The organism is Brevibacillus sp. NL20B1 (genome assembly GCF_018195675.1).
GTDB lineage: Bacteria > Bacillota > Bacilli > Brevibacillales > Brevibacillaceae > Brevibacillus > Brevibacillus aydinogluensis.
The window spans coordinates 1-18,606 of the sequence record NZ_JAGTPT010000007.1 but is presented as its reverse complement, the minus strand read 5'-3'; the positions used below and the strand labels follow the sequence as shown (position 1 = coordinate 18,606).

Below are 18,606 nucleotides of genomic sequence, written 5' to 3'. Positions count from 1 at the left end.
AACAGGGGCCATGGCACACGGGCGCTTTCACGCCTGATCGTGCTGTGCAGGCTTCGCTTGGAGTTTTTGTTACCTTCAGGAGGTGGAACGAACCATGAAAAAGACCTTTCAAGACATCATCTTGACGCTGCAAAACTTTTGGGCAAAACAAAATTGCTTGATTGTGCAGCCGTACGACGTGGAAAAAGGGGCCGGCACGCTCAACCCGATGACGTTTCTCCGCGCGATCGGGCCGGAGCCGTGGAATGTGGCTTACGTGGAGCCGTCCCGCCGGCCTGCCGACGGCCGTTACGGGGAAAACCCCAACCGCTTGTACCAGCACCATCAGTTCCAAGTGATCATGAAACCGTCGCCGGACAACATTCAGGACATCTACCTGGACAGTCTGCGCGAACTGGGCATTGAACCGCTGGAACACGACATCCGCTTTGTCGAGGACAACTGGGAGCACCCGGGGCTTGGCGCCTGGGGCCTGGGCTGGGAAGTGTGGCTGGACGGCATGGAAATCACCCAGTTCACCTATTTCCAACAGGTGGGCGGACTGGAATGCAAGCCGGTGGCGGTGGAGATCACCTACGGCTTGGAGCGCCTCGCGTCCTACATCCAGGAAAAGGAAAATGTCTTCGAGCTGGAGTGGGTCAACGGCTACACCTATGGCGACGTCTTCCTGCAGCCGGAGTACGAGCATTCCAAATACACGTTTGAGCTGTCCGACGTGGACATGCTGTTCAATCTGTACAACACCTACGAGGCGGAAGCAAAGCGCCTGATGAAAGAGCGGCTGGTGTTTCCGGCCTATGACTACGTGCTAAAGTGCTCCCACACGTTCAACCTGCTGGATGCGCGGGGGGCGATCAGCGTGACGGAGAGGACCGGTTACATCGCCCGCGTCCGCAACCTGTCCCGCGAAGTGGCTCACACCTATCTGGCAGAGCGCGAACGGCTCGGCTTCCCCTTGCTGAAAAAAGGACAATCGAGCGAGGAGGCGGCTGCGCACAACAGCGCGTCCAGCCGTGAGGAAGGAGTGAACGCAGATGAGTAAGCGCGACTTGTTGCTGGAGATCGGTACGGAAGAAATGCCGGCCCGCTTCGTCGCCGGAGCGGCCGCGCAGTTGAAGGAAAAGGTGGAAAAATGGCTGGCGGCGGAACGCCTTCCCTACGACGCGGTCTTTTCCTACGAGACACCGCGCCGCTTTGCCGTTCTGGTGAGCGGAGTGGCGGAGAAACAGCCGGACCGCAACGACGAAGCGAAAGGACCGGCCCGCAAAATCGCCATGGACGAGTCCGGCAACTGGACCAAGGCGGCGCAGGGTTTTGCCCGCAGCAACGGCGTAGACGTCGATCAGCTCTACTTCAAGGACGTGAACGGCGTCGAGTACGTGTTTGCCCGCAAGTCGGAAGCCGGGAAAGCAACCAAGGAACTGCTGCCCGCACTGGCTGATGTGATCGCCGGCATGACGTTCCCGAAAAACATGCGCTGGGGCGCGTATGAGCTGAAGTACGTGCGCCCGATCCGCTGGCTGGTGGCCCTCTTCGGTGAAAACGTGATCGAGATGGAGATCGCCGGTGTTAAATCGGGACGCGTGACGCGCGGCCACCGCTTCCTCGGCAGTCAGGACGTGGCGCTGACCCATCCGGGCGAGTACGTAGCCAAGCTGTCGGAACAGCACGTCATCGTCGACCCGGACGAACGGCGCCGTTCCATCCTTGAGCAGATTCACCGATTGGAGCGGGAAAACGGCTGGCGCGTGCCGATGGATGAAGGCCTGCTGGACGAAGTGGTTCATCTGGTCGAGTATCCGACTGCGCTGTACGGCACGTTTGACGAAGCATTTCTCTCCATTCCGCGCGAGGTGCTGGTCACCTCGATGCGCGAGCACCAGCGCTACTTCCCGGTAGAGGATGGGGCTGGCAACCTGCTCAACCACTTTATCACAGTCCGCAACGGCGACAGCCGCGCGCTGGACAACGTGGCCAAAGGAAACGAAAAAGTGCTGCGCGCTCGCCTGTCCGACGCCCGCTTCTTCTATGAGGAGGATCAAAAGCTGTCGATCGACAGCTGCCTGAAGCGGCTGGAGACGATCGTCTTCCACGAAGAACTGGGGACGATCGGCGACAAGGTGCGCCGGATTCGCGATCTGGCAGGCCGTATCGCCGGTCAGCTGGAGCTGGGCAATGCGGAGGCCGCCCGCGTGGACCGCATCGCGGAGATTGCCAAGTTTGACCTGGTGACCAACATGGTGGGCGAATTTCCCGAACTGCAGGGCATCATGGGCGAGGATTACGCCCGCAAGGCAGGTGAAAGCGACGAGGTGGCGCGGGGTGTCTTCGAACACTACCTGCCCCGTTTTGCCGGCGACCAACTGCCGCAGTCTGCCGAAGGTGCAGCTGTCAGCATCGCGGACAAGCTGGACACGATCGTCGGCTGCTTCTCCATCGGCATCGTCCCCACCGGCTCGCAGGACCCGTACGGACTGCGCCGGATGGCGGCGGGAATCGTGGCAATCCTGCTCGATCGCGGCTGGAATATGCCGCTGGACCGCTTGTGGGATGCCGCATTGGACATCTATGCCGCTCAGGGCGTAACCAAGCGCGATCGGGATGAGGTGAAGAAAGACCTGGCTGATTTCTTCGCGCTGCGACTGAAAAATGCGCTGCAGGAAGACCAGATTCGTTACGATGTAATCGACGCCGTGCTGTCGGCGGACATCGCGCTGGTGCCGGACGTGCTGGCCAAAGCGAAAGCGCTGATGGCAGCGGTACAATCGGACGACTTCAAGCTGACCGTGGAACAGTTCAACCGGGCCGGCAATCTGGCACAAAAAGCGGAGGGGGACGCGATCGACGAAGCCGTCTTCACCGAGGACGCAGAACGCACCCTGTACAAGGCGTATCTGTCCGTGCGTGAGCAGGTGACGGACCTCGACGATCAGGCTCAGGTGCTGGCGACACTGTCCCAGCTGCGCGAGCCCATCCAATCGTTCTTCGACGCCGTCATGGTCATGGCTGACGATCAAGCCGTCCGCCGCAACCGACTGGCGCTCCTGCTCAACATCTCCCGCCTGATTGGCGCATATGCCGATTTTTCCAAACTGGTTTTTGCCTGATGACTGGCTGCACACGCCTCCGCCTGCCCGGCGGGGGCGAGCTTTTTTCCCGCGGAAAGAAGGAAAATCTGTGCGAATAGAGTAATACTAGGGGTAGGTACCAGACATGAACCGGGGGGATTGGTCATCGAGCTTACCAAACGCCAAGAGCAGATCTTACAGATCGTTAAGGATGAAGGACCGATTACCGGCGAACAGATCGCAGAGCGGCTCAACCTGACCAGGGCCACGCTGCGTCCCGACCTGTCAATCCTTACGATGTCCGGTTATTTAGAAGCCAGACCTCGTGTCGGTTATTTTTATGCAGGCAGACCTGCCGGCTCGGTCATAAGTGAACGGCTTCACAAGCTTCTCGTCAATGACTACAAGGCGATGCCCATCGTTGTTTCCGAATCGGCTTCCGCCTACGACGCGATCGTCACACTGTTTCTGGAAGACGTAGGCACGCTGTTCGTCGTCAACCAGAAAGGCTATCTGGCTGGTGTTCTCTCCCGCAAGGACCTGCTGCGCGCTTCGCTCGGCAACAAATCGCTGGAAGACGTGCCGGTCGGGATCATCATGACCCGCATGCCGAACATTGTTACCTGTCAGCCGGAGGACACCCTGTATTCGGCCGCCAAAAAGTTGATCGACTTTCAGATCGACTCGCTGCCCGTTGTCCGTCCCGCCGAGGGAGAGGACAGCCGAAATTACGAGCTGGTGGGCAGGGTGACGAAGACGACGATCGCCAAGGCGTTTGTGGAATTGGGCAGCGAATCGAAAGTCTAGGAGGAGAAGCGATACACATGGTTCAACAAGCACAGCTCATCTATGTCGTCTCTGATTCCATAGGCGAAACCGCCGAGCTGGTCGTCCGTGCAGCGGCCAGCCAGTTCGACCGTTTCGCGATCGACGTGTACAAGTACCCCTATATAGAAGACAAGGAATCCATCGACGAAATCATCGCTTCGGCCAAGGAATCGAAAGCGATGATCGTTTTTACGTTGGTGGTGCCCGAACTGAAGGCGTACATTTTGGAACAGGCCGCCTTGCACGCCATTCCTATCGTCGATGTAATGGGGCCGCTGATGAACTCCCTGCAGGTGATGCTCAACGAGCCGCCGATTGGCAAACCGGGTCTGGTTCGCCGCCTGGACGAGGAGTATTTTCGCAAGGTGGACGCCATTGAGTTTGCCGTCAAGTACGACGACGGCCGTGACCCGCGCGGACTTTTGCGCGCTGACGTGGTGCTGATCGGCGTTTCCCGCACGTCGAAGACGCCGCTCTCGATGTACCTGGCCAACAAACGGCTGAAGGTGGCCAACGTACCGCTCGTGCCGGAAGTGGAACCGCCGGAGGAACTGTTCCAACTCCCGCCGGAGCGCTGTGTCGGGCTGACGATCAACCCCGAGCAGCTGAACAGCATCCGCACCGAGCGCCTGAAGGCCTTGGGCCTGACCGCACAGGCCAACTACGCCAATCTGGAACGGATCAACGAAGAACTGGCGTATTCGCAGCGGATCATGAAGCGGATTGGCTGCCCGGTGATTGACGTCTCCAACAAGGCTGTGGAGGAGACGGCCAACATCATCCTGGAAATCATTCGCAAAAACAAGCTGCGTGGCGAAAAGAAGTAGAAGAAAAAAAGGGTTTTGGCGTTTCTTGTAGAAGAATAGATAGCCGTCCTTCCTTTTTGAATGCGGCTGCGCGGCGTTTATTGTCTGCGGAAATGTGGAAAAGTAGAAAAGAGTGCATTTCCCAGCAGGAAAATGACGAATTTTGACGAACTAAATATCCTCATTGTGCGATTCTCTAAAAAGGTGGAAAGACATGGCTGGTCCCTATTCAGCTGATTTTGTGAACCGAGTCCGTGCCGCTGTGGATATCGTGGACGTGGTGGGAGAATACGTTCAGCTCCGGAAAAGTGGGCGGTCGTTCGTCGGTCTGTGTCCGTTCCACTCGGAAAAGACACCCTCCTTCAACGTCAACGCGGAGCGACAGTTTTTTCATTGCTTTGGCTGTGGGGCAGGCGGAGATGTCTTTTCCTTTTTAATGAAGATGGAGCAGTTGACCTTCCCCGAAGCGCTGCACAAGCTGGCGGAACGCGCAGGGATTGAACTGCCCATGACGCACGCCAAGGAGGATGACGATCCGCCGGAGAATCGGGCCAAGCAGGCGATGCTTTCGGCCCACCAATTGGTCGGCAAACTGTACCATTACGTCCTGACGGAAACGCCCTACGGAAAGGAAGCGATGACCTATCTGTCGAAGCGCGGCCTTTCGCCGCAGACCATTGCGGATTTTCAGATCGGATTCGCGCCCGATTCGTGGGATTTCGTCACGCAGTTTCTGCAAAAGCGCGGCTTTTCCCTGGACCAGATGGTGGAAGCGGGGCTCTTGGTCAAGAGTGAAACAGGCAACATCTTTGACCGCTTTCGCGGACGGATCATGTTCCCCATCCACGATTCGCAGGGAAACATCATCGGTTTTGGCGGCCGGCTGCTGGAAACCGCTTCTGCATCCAGGCAGCAGGCCAAACAGCCCAAGTACCTAAACAGCCCGGAAAGTCCGCTGTTCAACAAGAGCGCCAACTTGTTCAATCTGCACCGGGCCCGTCCTTTCATGCGAAAGCGAAAGCAGGCGCTGCTGTTTGAGGGCTACGTCGATGTCGTCTCGGCATGGCAGGCCGGTTTTCACCAGGGCATTGCCACACTGGGGACCGCACTGACCGAGCAGCAGGCGCGGATCATCCGCCGCAACGTGGAACAGGTCGTCCTCTGCTACGATGGAGACGCTGCCGGCCAGGAGGCGACGGCCAAGGCGATTCACATCCTGCAGGAGGCCGGACTGATCGTGCGGGTGGCACCGCTGCCGCAGGGAACAGACCCCGACGATTACATCCGCCAGCACGGCCCGGAGGCGTTTTCGCAGCAGGTGCTGCTGCAGGCGATGCCGGTGACCGCGTTTCGCTTGAAACATTTGCGCGCCAGCCACGTAATACAGGATGAGACAGACCAGGCGCGGTTCATCGAAAAGGCGCTTGCCATCGTCATCGAACTGAACAGCCCGGTAGAGCGGGACTTGTATTTGCGGCAGTTGGCGGAAGAATACTCAATCTCGCTTGACACGCTCAAGTGGGAGGCCCGTCGGCTGTACAAACAGCAAAAAAATAACAGCCACAGGGATAAAGTATCGCCAGCATGGAATAATAGTATAAATAATGGAAAAGTTACGCGCGCAAAAACACTGCCGCCCGCTTACCATACGGCCGAGCGCATGCTGCTGTACTACATGATGCGAAACCGGCACATTGCAGAACGCGTCCAGACAGAGTGCAATGCCTCTTTTCAGGTGGATGAACACGACGCGCTGGCTGCCTATCTGTACGCTTACTTCGCAGAAGGACATCCGGAAGACCCTGGACAGTTTATCCATTACCTGCAAGATGAATCGTTAAAGCAATTAGCCTCGGGATTGGCGATGATGGAGTGTAAAGAAGAGGTATCTGATCAAGAGATCGGGGACTACATCAAGCAAGTGAATCACTACCCGAAGCGCGCCGAGCTGGAGCGACTGCGGGAAGAACAACGCAGCCTGCACCTCCAAGCCTCCTCCGCAGACAGCGAGGAAGCGCGCAGAGAACTGGAAATTCAAGCAGCCGTCATAGGGATGAAGATTCTTGAATTGGAAAATGCTTTAAAGGAAGGGTAGCATCCGATCATTCCCGGGGAAGGAGGGATAGTAGATGAACAAACAAAACATCACGTCAGACTTGGAAGCAGCGTCCATTGAACAAGTGAAGGAACAGTTGGTCGAGTTGGGTAAAAAACGCGGTGCGCTGTCATACAAGGAAATCATGGAACGCCTCTCCGGATTTGAGCAGGACTCGGACCAAATGGATGAGTTCTTTGAATATCTGAGCGATCAGGGAATCGAGCTGAACAACGACAGCGATGACGACGACGATGTGGACGATTTGATCATGAAAGACGAGGACACCGAAGAGTTCGACTTCGACGATCTCTCCGTACCACCCGGAATTAAGATCAACGACCCTGTACGCATGTATCTGAAGGAAATCGGTCGTGTTCCTCTGCTTTCCGCCGAAGAGGAGATCAAACTGGCACAGCGAATCGAGCAGGGGGATGAGGAGGCCAAGCGGCGTCTGGCGGAAGCCAACCTGCGCCTGGTGGTATCCATCGCCAAGCGTTACGTCGGTCGCGGCATGTTGTTCCTCGACCTGATCCAGGAAGGTAACATGGGCTTGATCAAAGCCGTTGAGAAATTCGACTACCGCAAGGGATACAAGTTCAGCACCTACGCGACCTGGTGGATTCGCCAAGCCATCACCCGCGCCATTGCCGACCAGGCGCGCACGATCCGCATTCCGGTTCACATGGTGGAGACCATCAACAAGCTGATTCGCGTATCCCGCCAACTGCTGCAGGAACTGGGACGAGAGCCGCTGCCGGAAGAGATCGCGGAAAAAATGGATCTGACGCCGGAAAAAGTGCGGGAGATCATGAAGATCGCACAAGAACCGGTGTCGCTGGAAACGCCGATCGGCGAGGAAGACGACTCCCATCTGGGCGACTTTATCGAAGACCAGGATGCGCTGGAACCGTCTGACGCAGCCGCTTACGAACTCTTGAAAGAGCAATTGGAAGACGTGCTGGATACGCTGACCGATCGCGAAGAAAACGTGCTTCGTCTGCGTTTTGGCTTGGATGACGGTCGCACCCGCACGCTGGAAGAAGTAGGAAAGGTGTTTGGCGTGACCCGTGAGCGGATTCGCCAGATCGAAGCGAAAGCCCTGCGCAAACTTCGCCATCCGAGCCGCAGCAAACGCTTAAAAGATTTCCTCGAATAACCGATATAGGTAGTAAGTGGCCTACGTGAAGCCGGCGTAGGCTTTTCTTTTTCCAACGGGCAAACGATACGCGCCCACGGCTGCTGCAGTTTGCCCTCCACCATAGTACCTGTCGTGAGGAGGGGCTCGCGTTGGACGATCGGCGCAAACGCATCATCATCGCCGAGATCGAAAACTGGCGGCGCAACAACCTGCTGCCTGAACATTACTGCATCTTCTTGTTGAATCTGTACACCGAAGGAGATTGTCCGCCAACTCCTGCTGCCGTTGGCAAAGAAGGAGAGAAGGGAACAGGATCTGCTTCGGCGTCTGCGGGAGGGACGAAAACAACGCGGCCGTACGTGTCCGGGAGCAACCATCCCGTATCGGGGAAGATGATCCTGGCCTGGCTGTTGGGCGCCTGCCTGCTTGCAGGAATGATCTTACTTGCTTTCCATTTTAACCGTTTCACCCCCTTAATGCAAATTGCCATCTTTACCTTTTTTGTGGTTCTCTTCTATATACTGGCATTCATTTTCCGCCGGTCTGCCACACCTTTGCCTCATCTGTTGCTGGGGCTGTCGTCCCTGTTGCTGATTTTCGGCGGGGTCTACATCCTGAATCAGTGGGAAGGGTCACTTTCGCTCCTGCTCGCGTACCTGGCCGTCGTCTGTCTGCTGTGGTGCGCCAGCGCGTTTCTGTTCGGTTATGAGTATCTGCTGTACTGCGGGCTGATCGGACTTAGCCTGGTGTATGGAGTGGCCACGCTTGAGCGGGTGGGGACAGGGTATGCCTGGTGGCGGGCGGAACTGTACTGGGTGCCGATTGCCTGCCTGATGACCGGGTTCGGATTTTTGCTGCACGGCCGTCATCCGAAGTGGGCAGGCGTTCTCGCCGTCTGCGGCATGATCATCTGGTTTGGCGCGGAGATTCAGTCCCTCTACATCCCACAGGCTCGGCAGGACGTCATCCAGCTCCTGCTGTTTGTCAAAGTATTCGCAAGTTCCGTGCTGTTTTTTCTGACGCGGTCCTACTGGTTTCAGTGGCTCAGACTGTAGAGCCTGCTTGGCCGGTGGACAAAAAAGGTGTACGATTGGGCTACATGCAACGTGCGAGGTGAAGTGTGTGGATACCAAATGGCGGGTATTGCTATTCATCGTGTTGGCCGCCGTGTTCTTCGGCGTCGAGACGTTTGCCAAAGTGGTCAACGTTCCGACCTATAATATTGGATACATTCTGGGCATTCTCTCGTTCATGGCGGGAATTGTTATCGGGGCGCGCAGGCGGTGAGCGCGCTTTTTTTGTTTTCTCGATCAATACTTTTCAGAAAAAACATACACATCCGACAGTTTGCTGATGTATAATGGAGATACCATCTGAACAAACGCTCAGTCAGAATGGGTTGATGATCGAGTAAAAATCGCTTGCAAGGAGGCGGACAACCATGCACTTTGACCTGACGGAAGAACAGCGGATGCTAAAAAGCATGATCCGTTCGTTCGCCGATGAAGTAGTGGCACCGGGAGCGGATGAGCGGGATCGCACCAAGACGTTTCCCGTTGAGATTTTCAAGCAGCTGGCCGAGCTGAATCTGCTCGGGCTGCCGTTTCCAGAGGAGTACGGCGGTGCGGGGGCGGATACGGTCAGCTTTGCCATTGTCGTCGAAGAACTGAGCCGTGCGTGCGGTTCGACCGGGATCACCTATTCGGCCCACATCTCGCTGGGCGGGGCGCCGCTCGCCCTGTTTGGCACGGAAGCGCAAAAGCAGAAGTACCTGACGAAAATCTGCTCCGGCGAGAGCTTGGGCGCCTTTGGCCTGACGGAGCCGAACGCCGGTTCGGACGCGGGCGGCACGAAAACGACTGCCGTGCGGGACGGCGACGGGTGGCTGATCAACGGGTCGAAGTGCTTCATTACCAATGCCTCGTACGCCCAATTTGTCGCGCTGACGGCCGTCACAGACAAAGAAAAAGGCTCGCGGGGTATCACCGCGTTTATTGTACCGACGGATTCGCCCGGCTTCACGGTGCTGGCCAACTACGAAAAACTCGGTCTGCATAGCTCCAACACGACGGAGCTGATTTTGGAAAACGTTCGCGTGCCGGACGAAAACATCCTCGGCAAGCAGGGCGAGGGCTTCAAGCAGTTCCTGATCACGCTGGACGGCGGGCGCATCGGGATCGGCGCGATGGCTGTCGGTATCGCCCAGGCGGCGTACGACAAGGCGTTGGAGTACGCCCGGCAGCGGACGGCATTCGGTCAGTCCATTTCCAAGTTCCAAGCCATCCAGCACAAGCTGGCGGACATGGCGATGCAGATCGAATTGGCCCGCAATATGGTGTACAAGGCTGCCTGGCTGAAAGACAGCGGCCGAAAGTTCACCAAGGAAGCGGCAATGGCAAAGCTGTACGCGTCGGAAGTGGCGATGGCCGTCACCCATCAGGCAATCCAGATCCACGGCGGCTACGGGTATATGCGGGAATACCAGGTGGAGCGTTTCTTCCGCGACGCCCGTCTGCTGGAAATCGGCGAAGGCACTTCGGAAATCCTGCGAAATGTGATCGCCCGAGAAATCGGCTGTTAATGAAGTGGCGAACGTGTTCCCTGCCTTGTCAAAAGGCGGGGTTTTTTCGTGCTTTTTTGCATTGGGCAATCTTGGAGAAATAGGGTAGAATAAAGGACATGGAAGGTGAAGAACAGGTATGACATCATCATTAATCATTTCCAAGCGGCTTGAGACGATTGCCCGCTATTGTCCGCAGGGAGCCCGCGTTGCCGACATCGGTTCGGACCACGCGTTACTGGCTTCTTATTTGCTTGTGCGGGGCATCGCTTCGTTCGTGATCGCCGGAGAGCTGAACGAAGGTCCGTATCAAGCGGCTCTCCGGCAAATCCAGACGCTGGCGTTGCGGGACCGTGCGTCGGTGCGCAAGGGTGACGGGCTGTCGGTCCTTCGCCCGGGCGAAGTGGACGCAGTCTGCATCGCCGGCATGGGCGGTCAATTGATTGTCTCGATACTCACAGCCGGGACTGACAAGCTGGAGGGAGTCCAGCGCCTGATCCTGCAGCCCAATGTGGGAGAAGAACTCGTCCGCCGCTGGCTGCTGGAAAACGGTTGGCAGCTGGTGGCGGAATCCATTTTGGAAGAAGACGGCATCATCTACGAAATCCTTGTGGCGGAGCGGGGCGAGCCGGTCAAGCCGTACGAAGGGAAGGAGCGCAGCCGGGACGAACTGCTGCGCATCGGTCCGTTCCTGTGGGAGGAAAAGTCGCCGATCCTCCTGAAAAAGTGGCAGCAGGAGCGGGACAAGTGGCAGCGGGTGCTGTCCCAACTGCAGCGGTCGCGCAAGCCGGAGGCGGCGGAACGGACCCGGCAGATCGAAGCAGAACTGGAATGGTTAGACGAGGTGATCGCATGTTTGCACACGGACAAACCGTAATCCAATACGTGGAGCAGTTGGCCCCCAAAGCGCTGGCGGTGGAAGGGGACAAGATTGGCCTGCACGTCGGGACGTTGAACAAGCAGGTAAAAAAAGTGATGGTGGCCCTTGACGTGCTGGAGGAGGTCGTCGACGAAGCCATCTCCGAAAAAGTGGATCTGATCGTTGCCCACCACGCGGTGATTTACCGGCCGCTCAAGCACTTGCGCACGGATCTGGCCGCCGGGCGGGTCTTTGAAAAACTCTTGAAACACGACATCGCCGTCTATACGGCACACACCAACCTGGACGCTGCCGCCGGCGGATTGAACGACTGGCTGGCCGAAGCGATCGGTCTGAGCGATGTGGAGGTGCTGGACGTCAGCTATCAGGAGCCGTTGAAAAAGCTGGTCGTCTACGTCCCGCTTTCCCATCGGGACGCGGTGTTTCAGGCCGTATCCGAGGCAGGAGCCGGTTGGGTCGGCAACTACAGTCACTGTTCGTTTCAGGTGGAAGGAACGGGAACGTTTTTGCCGCGGGAGGGAACCAATCCCCACATCGGCCAGCAGGGTACGCTGGAGCGGGTGGAAGAAGTCCGGCTGGAGACAGTAATGCCGGCTTCCCGTCAGGCAGCCGTGATCAAGGCGATGCTGGCCGCCCATCCGTACGAAGAGGTTGCCTACGACGTAATTCCGCTGGAGGCGTCCGGCACCCGGTTGGGTATTGGCCGAATCGGCAAGCTGACGCAGCCCGTGACACTGCGTGAGCTGGCGGAGCAGATCAAGGAGCGTTTCTCGCTTACCGGCGTTCGTGTCGTCGGCGATCTGGACGCCCCTGTGCGCAAAGTGGCCGTGGTTGGCGGGGATGGCAGCTCGTTTGTGTCCAAAGCCATTTTTCGCGGAGCCGACGTGTTCGTGACGGGCGATATCGGCTATCATACTGCTCACGACGCGCAGGCGGAGGGGCTGTTTATCATAGACGCCGGCCACAACATTGAAAAAATCATGAAAGAGAAGCTGGCTTCCTATCTGGCGGAAAAATTAAAAGCAAACGGCTACCAGACGGAAGTATTTCCTTCCTCCGTACACACGGATCCGTTCCAATTTGTATAGGCAGGCCGCGCGCGCCCGCCGACAGGCGGAAAGCCGGCTGTTTGACCGCAGGCGGAGCGCCGATACGGCTTGCGGAAGGTGCGTGTGAGTAAAACGATAGGGGGATTTTTGTGCGAAAAACTATCCAAATCATGGCGTGCGGGTTGCTCGCCTCGGTGCTGTTTGCCCCAGTGACCGCCCGCGCCAGCGAAGTCCCGTACGAGGACATCGGGAAGCACTGGGCCAAAGCAGCGATTGTTCGCGGGGTGAAGGCCGGCCTGTTTGCGGCAGGCGCCGGCATTGACCGCTTCTATCCGGAACGGGAGATGAGCCGGGCCGAGTTTCTCGCTTTGATGGATCGGTTGTACGAACTGGGACAGCTTCATCTGTACCCGCTCACCTTTTTGTCCGAACACGAGGCGTACGGCTTTGGAGAAGGGTTTGACGAGCCGTATCTGCCATACGCGGATGTGGACCGGCTGACCTGGATGTACGATCCGATCCTGCGCGTCTCTGTTTTGCTGGAGCGCCTGTACGGCCCCGGGGCGATTCAACAGGTGTTTCCCGGCAAGGAACTGCATCCCAACCAGCCTATCACCCGCGAGGAAGCGGCCAAACTGCTGCAGATGTACACGATGGGCACAGACGGGGAGCAGGCCTGGCAGAATATTTCCAAAACTGGTTGGATGGACGGTCGGCCGGAGCAGAAGCTGAAGCGGGGTGAGGCTGCCGTCGTGGCCGACCGGCTGCTCGCCTCCATGCAGGGGGACTTGCTGCTGCCGTTGCTTGATTACAACGGCCAAAAGTTTCCTGCGATTCCGGAGATTCAGGAACTGTTTCCGATGTTCGCGGCTTACACCAATCAGCTGACCAAGGACGAAGAGACATTTGTCCAAGCGGTGGAAGCGATCCGCAACCACGAAGACAGCGAGGAGACGTTTGCAGACCTGGAGCGTCTGGCCGGGTCCACGTTTGACAACCAGGTCGGTGTGCACTACTACCTGAGCTGGAATTCGGGGACCACGCTTGCGGACAATCTGGACCAGGCATTTTTGGCCATCGACGCGTATTTCGCCGACAAGATCATTCTGCCCGACACGCTTCGCCTGCTCTGTGCCAACGTCTACGACATCGCGGTGCAAATGGGGGCAGAAGACCCTGCGGTGTACGGGCAGATCCTGGAGCGTCTGGGCAGCTACGAACCGAAAGTGCGGCAAGGTTCCGAAGAATGGCAATCGCTGGCCGTTTACCTGGCCGCGTTGGAAGTGAAAAGCGGCAAAACGGAAGCAGCCCTGGCCCGCTACCGCTCGTTTGCCGACAAAAAGACGGAGGCACTGCTCAACGCGGTGTACTATCTGGTGGAAACCAACCGACTGGATGAAGCGGAGAAGTTGCTGGCCAGTCCGGACATCTCCGATGCGGCAGACGCAGTCCAGCAGTTGGCGCAGCTGCTGTCCCAGGAGTTGGCTGTGCTGCGGCAGCAGCCTTCGCTGATTACGGACCTTGCGCATACATTCAAACGGATGGACAACAAGGACGGCTACATCGCTCGCGGGGAGGCCGTTCTGCGCGGCTTTTTGTTGAAGTACACACAGGAAGTGGACCAACGCGAACGGATCGGCCACACGTCCGGTATCTTCCAGTCCCCGCAGCAGCTCGTGCTGGACAAGTGGGAGAGCTATACGGACCTCCGTAAGAAACTGCATTACGAACGAGACGTTGAACGCGGAGTCTGGGAAAAAAGCAGCATTGGCGAGGCTGATTTCCTCTACGAATGGGTACCCGAACTCAGCGTCGCGGAACGGGCGAAACTCCTGCACGCCCGCTATTTCAAGCAGTCACTCGGCCGTTACGACGTCATCACCGAGTGGATTCCCGGGCCCGCTTTGGTGGAGCAGGTGAAGAACCGCTCGTTTAAGGCCGGCAAGGTGAAGCAGATCCCGGTGTTTATGAACAAGTACTACATCGACCGCGACACGGATTTGCTGGTGCAGCGGGTCTGGCGCTATGAAGAGATTTACGATACCGAGGAGTACGTGGCTTTTGCGGGCAAGGAAACGTATTCCTTCCCCTATGAGGTGCATGTGCGCATTCCGGACGAAGCGGTGAAGGGGGCGACACGATGAAGCGCTTGATCATGGGCCTGCTCGCCGCAGTTCTGACGGCCGTTTCCGTCCCCGTGCAGGCGGAGGAACAGCCGTTTGCGGTGACAGCAGAAGTATTTCAATATGTACTGGACAATCATTTGACCAAGCCCACTGCCAAGCAGTTGGTACAGGGAGCGCTCAGTCACGTCAGCGAGGAGGCAGGCAAACAAGCCCACCTGACGCTGAAACCTTCGGAGGATGACGACACGCTGCCGGAGATGGTGCAGCGGTTGGCGGAATGGCAGCGTACCGCACGACTGGATCAATCGCTGCTGAACCGCTGGGCGATTGACGGGATGCTTGCCACGCTGGACGACCCGCACACGATGTATTTCACCCGGGACGAGTTACGGGTGTTTGCGGCGGACGTCGAAAACCAGTTTGTCGGCTTTGGTTTCCGTCTGCGGATGCTGGATGGACTGCTGGTGATCCGTGACATCGTGCCGGGATCGCCGGCTGCCGCTTCCGAACTGCGGAAAGGAGATCAATTGCTGGCAGTAGACGGCAAGTCCCTCAAGGGCAAAAGTTTTGAGGAAGCATTCGCCTTGCTGCAAGGAGAAGAAGACAGCGAAGCCGTTTTGACCATCTACCGCCCTTCAGAAAAACGGGAAAAACAGGTCCGCCTGAAACGGGCTGCCGTGACGATGCCCGAGGTGGAAGGAGACCTGTTTGAAGGCAGCGCGATTGGCTACGTCAGCCTGTCCACCTTCGGATCGGCAGCGGCCGTACAGCTTCGTGACAAGCTGGAGCAGCTTTCCCGCGTTCGCCCCTTGAAAGGGCTGATCCTGGATTTGCGCGACAACAGCGGCGGTTACCTGTCCACTGCTCGTGACGTGGCCAGCTTGTTCATGGAAGAAGGTCTGTTGATGTACACGACCAACCGCAACGGCGTGGAAGTAGAGACCTGGGTTCGCAACGGCCGAAACGTCGGGTATCCTGTCCGCATACTCGTCAATGAAGGGACTGCCTCTGCATCCGAACTGGTGGCGGGGGCCCTGCGCGAACACGGCATTGCCGTGCTGGTGGGCAGCAAAACCTACGGGAAAGGCAGCGCACAACAGATCATTCCGCTGTCCAACGGGGATGCGCTGAAGCTGACGCTGCACGAGTACTTTACTCCCAAGCACACCGTGGTCAATCACGTCGGTCTGGAGCCGGACCTTGCGGTGGAGGACTACGCGGCACAGGTTGTGGAAGCCCTGCGATCGCTTCATGTACAGACGTATCGCCTGACGGAAGAAAACGGCGACACGGTGATAAACGGCATCGCGTTTCCTGCGGTCGATCCCTTGTTCAAACGGGAAAACGGCCAGTGGCTGGTGAGGACGGCCGTTCTCTCCACGCTGCTCGGCGAGGCCGCTGTCGGGGAGCAGGAGTACGTGCCGATCGCTCCGTACCTGCAGCGGCACCAAACGCTTAAACTGCAACAAATCAACGACGAGCCGGTGCTCGTCTACACGGCGCCAATACCGGCCGCGTCCCGATGAATTTGAAGCCCCTGCCTTCTTCGGCAGGGCTTTTCCTTTTTGTATAGAGCACATGAAAAGACAAACACTAACATGTGCGACAACTACTAACGGACAAGGAAGACAGACGGATGAAAAAAGTTCTCCTCTTCCTCATCGACTCCATGATGTCGGATGTGCTGGAGCGATGCGTGGCGATGGGGAAAGCGCCCGGTTTGCAGTTTTTCATGGAGCGGGGGCAGTACATTTCGGACTGCGTGACCGTGTTTCCGACCATGACCGCTTCCGTCGACTGTTCGCTTATCACGGGTGTATACCCCGATCAGCACAAGGTGCCGGGACTGGTCTGGTACGATCCCGAGACGAACGAGATGATCAACTACATAAACGGAACCGCTTCGGTTGGAAAACTCGGCTTTGAACACTGCGCAAAAAACGTGCTGTTCGACTTGAACGAACGCCACCTCAGTCGGGACGTAAAGACGATACACGAGGTGCTGGAGGAAAACGGGCTTGTCTCTGGCTCGATCAACGTGATTGCCCACCGCGGGCACAAACGCCACAAGGTGCACATGCCGCCCGTGCTGGATGCCGTTACCCGCTTCAACCTGCGCGAAAAAGCTAGCGGCCCCACGATCATGAGCCTGGGCACGCTGGTCCGCCCTGCCCTGTTTCGCCCGATTGTGTGGAATTGGGCCCAGTCTGCCGCCAAGGGGTACGGCATCAACGATACGTACGCCATTGACGTCCTGATCGAAGTGATCAACAGCGGCCAACAGCCGGATTTTACCCTGATCTATCTCCCGGAGAACGACCACAAGCTGCACGTCTCGCCGCATGAGGCGGTTGAGCACCTGGCCGAAGTGGATGAGCAGTTGGTGCGTTTTTTGGACAGCTACAGTTCCTGGGAACAGGTGCTGGAGCGTAACGTCTGCATCTTTATCAGCGATCACGGCCAGACGCTGATCGGTGAAAGCGACGAGCACAACATCGACCTGGAAGCGATGCTTGCCGGCTTTTCCATTCACCGGTTGGGGACGGACGTGACCGATGAGTATGACGTCGTCATCTGCAACAACGAGCGGATGACGTACCTCTATCCGCTGAAGGAAGAGAATCTGCTTCCCTTGAGCGCTGCCGTTTCGCAAGACCCGCGGATTGATTTGATCGCCTGGCGGGAAGGGGAGCGCGTGGTGGTGCGGCGCGGCGGGTCCGACCGATTTCTGCAGTTTTGGAAGGGCGGGCCGCTTCGCGATCCGTACGGCAACGAATGGGGGATGGAAGGAGATAGCGGTGTGCTGGAAGTGGAACAGGAGGGGCGGGACATCTGTTTCGGGACGTATCCGGATGCGTTTTCCCGCCTGTACGGTTCCTTGTTTTCGCAGCGGGGGCCAGTACTTGTGCTGACGGCGGCCGAGGGTTTTGAATTCTTGTCAGAAGCGTCGCCGACGCACCTGGGCGGCGGCAGTCACGGTTCCCTGCACAAGCAGGACTCCCTGATCCCGCTTTTGGTGGCGGGAGCGTCCCGGCCGTTTCCGGTCCCCGCCCGGTTGGTCGACGTAAAGGACTTCATTTTGCAGGAACTTGGGGTTGCAGTTCGAGATCGGCGATGATTGGGAGGTGATCGGACCATTTTACGGGCGCAACGTCGTAGTGTATGATTCGCCAATGGCTGGATGCAAACAGATAGTCAATGCGGCGGCGAAAAGTCGGCAGCGTCGCGAGGCGGTCCTGTCCGGTGGCAAGTGCGCAGTCAGTAAGCATCGGGGCAAACGAGACGTTAACAGCGTTGAAATCCCCCATCAGCAGCAGGGGAGTGTTCATTTTCGCGGCCTTGTCCGTGAGCAGCTTTATCTGCGCCAGTCGGCTTGCTTGATTGAGGCTGCAGTGGGTCACCCAGCACGATATGTGGATGCCAGCGCAGGAGAGGGTTGCTTGCAGGGCGCAGCGTTTCTCCTTTTTGGCCGGCAAATCCAACCGTCCGACATGCTCGACGGGCAAACGCGTCAACAAGGCGTTTCCGTAATGGCCGTCCGCGATGGTGATTGACGGGGCAAAGGCGAATTCGTACTCCAGCGCGTCCGCCAGATAGGCAGCTTGAAAGCCGTATTTGCCGTTCTGATGGACTTCCTGCAGGCCGATCACGTCTGCCTGCATTTCGCGCAGCGTCGCAGCCATTTCGTTCAGCCGTTTGCGCCAAAACAAGTCCCGTCCGCTGTGAATGTTATAACTGACGACCCGTATCATGTCTGTTCTCCTTTTCTTTGTAATGGACATCTCTGCTTGTAGTATGGTCATATTGCCCAATTGTTTGTCTTTGTCGAACCTCGAAAAATGCGACCCAACTTACTTAGAATTTCCTGTTGCATTTATTTTTAGCCTATGCTATATTAAAAAGCGTCGCTTGAAGCGTAAAGGAAGAAACTACTTGCGACATGATGTTCCTTGAAAACCGGATAGAATCAGCCTGTACAATCGCTGTTGATGCAGCAGCCAGTAATTTTTAACTCAACTTTATTGGAGAGTTTGATCCTGGCTCAGGACGAAC

Annotated in this window: 15 protein-coding genes; 14 read left to right on the top strand and 1 reads right to left on the bottom strand. The window is 57.4% G+C overall.

The features are described 5' to 3' along the window. Positions 1 to 94 precede the first annotated feature (94 nt). The 14 genes from glyQ to KDN35_RS06415 all read left to right on the top strand — a co-directional run bounded on the left by glyQ (position 95) and on the right by KDN35_RS06415 (position 17,671). Positions 95 to 1,042: a glycine--tRNA ligase subunit alpha gene (gene glyQ, locus KDN35_RS06480; protein WP_171565310.1), complete on the top strand. Its 948-nt coding sequence runs from the start codon at positions 95 to 97 to the stop codon at positions 1,040 to 1,042. Continuing rightward, entirely contained in the window at positions 1,035 to 3,107 is a 2,073-nt protein-coding gene (gene glyS, locus KDN35_RS06475; protein ID WP_212132400.1) for a glycine--tRNA ligase subunit beta, read from the top strand. Before glyQ ends, glyS begins: the two co-directional genes overlap by 8 nt. Before the next feature lie 120 nt (positions 3,108 to 3,227). Beyond that, entirely contained in the window at positions 3,228 to 3,875 is a 648-nt protein-coding gene (gene ccpN, locus KDN35_RS06470; RefSeq protein WP_029097288.1) for a transcriptional regulator CcpN, read from the top strand. A 17-nt stretch (positions 3,876 to 3,892) separates the two neighbouring features. Beyond that, positions 3,893 to 4,723 carry a pyruvate, water dikinase regulatory protein gene (locus tag KDN35_RS06465; protein ID WP_249178960.1) on the top strand — a complete coding sequence of 277 codons (831 nt, stop codon included), beginning with the start codon at positions 3,893 to 3,895 and terminating at the stop codon, positions 4,721 to 4,723. Between the two features lie 193 nt (positions 4,724 to 4,916). Further along, complete coding sequence (gene dnaG / locus KDN35_RS06460; RefSeq protein ID WP_171565308.1) at positions 4,917 to 6,797, top strand: DNA primase; 1,881 nt, start codon at positions 4,917 to 4,919, stop codon at positions 6,795 to 6,797. A gap of 34 nt (positions 6,798 to 6,831) precedes the next feature. Beyond that, positions 6,832 to 7,956 (top strand): RNA polymerase sigma factor RpoD, encoded by a 1,125-nt coding sequence (gene rpoD / locus KDN35_RS06455; protein ID WP_171565307.1) that lies wholly within the window; start codon positions 6,832 to 6,834, stop codon positions 7,954 to 7,956. Between the two features lie 131 nt (positions 7,957 to 8,087). Beyond that, entirely contained in the window at positions 8,088 to 8,993 is a 906-nt protein-coding gene (locus tag KDN35_RS06450) for a hypothetical protein (protein ID WP_171565306.1), read from the top strand. Positions 8,994 to 9,060: 67 nt separating this feature from the next. Next, the gene (locus KDN35_RS06445; RefSeq protein WP_171565305.1) at positions 9,061 to 9,225 is read left to right on the top strand and encodes a hypothetical protein; all 165 of its coding nucleotides are present in this window, start codon (positions 9,061 to 9,063) and stop codon (positions 9,223 to 9,225) included. A 154-nt stretch (positions 9,226 to 9,379) separates the two neighbouring features. Next, on the top strand, positions 9,380 to 10,519 hold the full coding sequence (locus KDN35_RS06440; RefSeq protein WP_212132399.1) for an acyl-CoA dehydrogenase: 1,140 nt from the start codon (positions 9,380 to 9,382) through the stop codon (positions 10,517 to 10,519). Between the two features lie 118 nt (positions 10,520 to 10,637). Beyond that, a complete protein-coding gene (locus KDN35_RS06435; RefSeq protein ID WP_171565303.1) occupies positions 10,638 to 11,375 on the top strand; it encodes a tRNA (adenine(22)-N(1))-methyltransferase in 738 nt (245 codons plus the stop codon). Beyond that, the gene (locus KDN35_RS06430) at positions 11,351 to 12,466 is read left to right on the top strand and encodes a Nif3-like dinuclear metal center hexameric protein (protein WP_212132398.1); all 1,116 of its coding nucleotides are present in this window, start codon (positions 11,351 to 11,353) and stop codon (positions 12,464 to 12,466) included. Before KDN35_RS06435 ends, KDN35_RS06430 begins: the two co-directional genes overlap by 25 nt. Positions 12,467 to 12,576: 110 nt before the next feature. After that, positions 12,577 to 14,571, top strand: coding sequence for an S-layer homology domain-containing protein (locus tag KDN35_RS06425; RefSeq protein ID WP_171565301.1), 1,995 nt, complete (start codon positions 12,577 to 12,579; stop codon positions 14,569 to 14,571). Continuing rightward, entirely contained in the window at positions 14,568 to 16,079 is a 1,512-nt protein-coding gene (locus KDN35_RS06420) for a S41 family peptidase (protein WP_171565300.1), read from the top strand. Before KDN35_RS06425 ends, KDN35_RS06420 begins: the two co-directional genes overlap by 4 nt. 110 nt (positions 16,080 to 16,189) lie before the next feature. Continuing rightward, entirely contained in the window at positions 16,190 to 17,671 is a 1,482-nt protein-coding gene (locus tag KDN35_RS06415; protein ID WP_171565299.1) for an alkaline phosphatase family protein, read from the top strand. On the opposite strand, the gene KDN35_RS06410 is transcribed toward KDN35_RS06415, so the two are convergent. Then, complete coding sequence (locus KDN35_RS06410) at positions 17,628 to 18,305, bottom strand: endonuclease/exonuclease/phosphatase family protein (RefSeq protein ID WP_216369343.1); 678 nt, start codon at positions 18,303 to 18,305, stop codon at positions 17,628 to 17,630. The two genes, KDN35_RS06415 and KDN35_RS06410, sit on opposite strands and share 44 nt — an antisense overlap. Positions 18,306 to 18,606 lie beyond the last annotated feature (301 nt).

Excerpts from the sequence above, each read along its gene's own strand:
- rpoD (WP_171565307.1), top strand. The coding sequence starts at position 6,832 with ATGAACAAACAAAACATCACGTCAGACTTGGAAGCAGCGTCCATTGAA.
- KDN35_RS06410 (WP_216369343.1), bottom strand. The coding sequence starts at position 18,305 with ATGATACGGGTCGTCAGTTATAACATTCACAGCGGACGGGACTTGTTT.
- KDN35_RS06435 (WP_171565303.1), top strand. The coding sequence starts at position 10,638 with ATGACATCATCATTAATCATTTCCAAGCGGCTTGAGACGATTGCCCGC.
- KDN35_RS06465 (WP_249178960.1), top strand. The coding sequence starts at position 3,893 with ATGGTTCAACAAGCACAGCTCATCTATGTCGTCTCTGATTCCATAGGC.
- glyQ (WP_171565310.1), top strand. The coding sequence starts at position 95 with ATGAAAAAGACCTTTCAAGACATCATCTTGACGCTGCAAAACTTTTGG.
- KDN35_RS06415 (WP_171565299.1), top strand. The coding sequence starts at position 16,190 with ATGAAAAAAGTTCTCCTCTTCCTCATCGACTCCATGATGTCGGATGTG.
- dnaG (WP_171565308.1), top strand. The coding sequence starts at position 4,917 with ATGGCTGGTCCCTATTCAGCTGATTTTGTGAACCGAGTCCGTGCCGCT.
- KDN35_RS06420 (WP_171565300.1), top strand. The coding sequence starts at position 14,568 with ATGAAGCGCTTGATCATGGGCCTGCTCGCCGCAGTTCTGACGGCCGTT.
- glyS (WP_212132400.1), top strand. The coding sequence starts at position 1,035 with ATGAGTAAGCGCGACTTGTTGCTGGAGATCGGTACGGAAGAAATGCCG.
- KDN35_RS06440 (WP_212132399.1), top strand. The coding sequence starts at position 9,380 with ATGCACTTTGACCTGACGGAAGAACAGCGGATGCTAAAAAGCATGATC.
- KDN35_RS06430 (WP_212132398.1), top strand. The coding sequence starts at position 11,351 with ATGTTTGCACACGGACAAACCGTAATCCAATACGTGGAGCAGTTGGCC.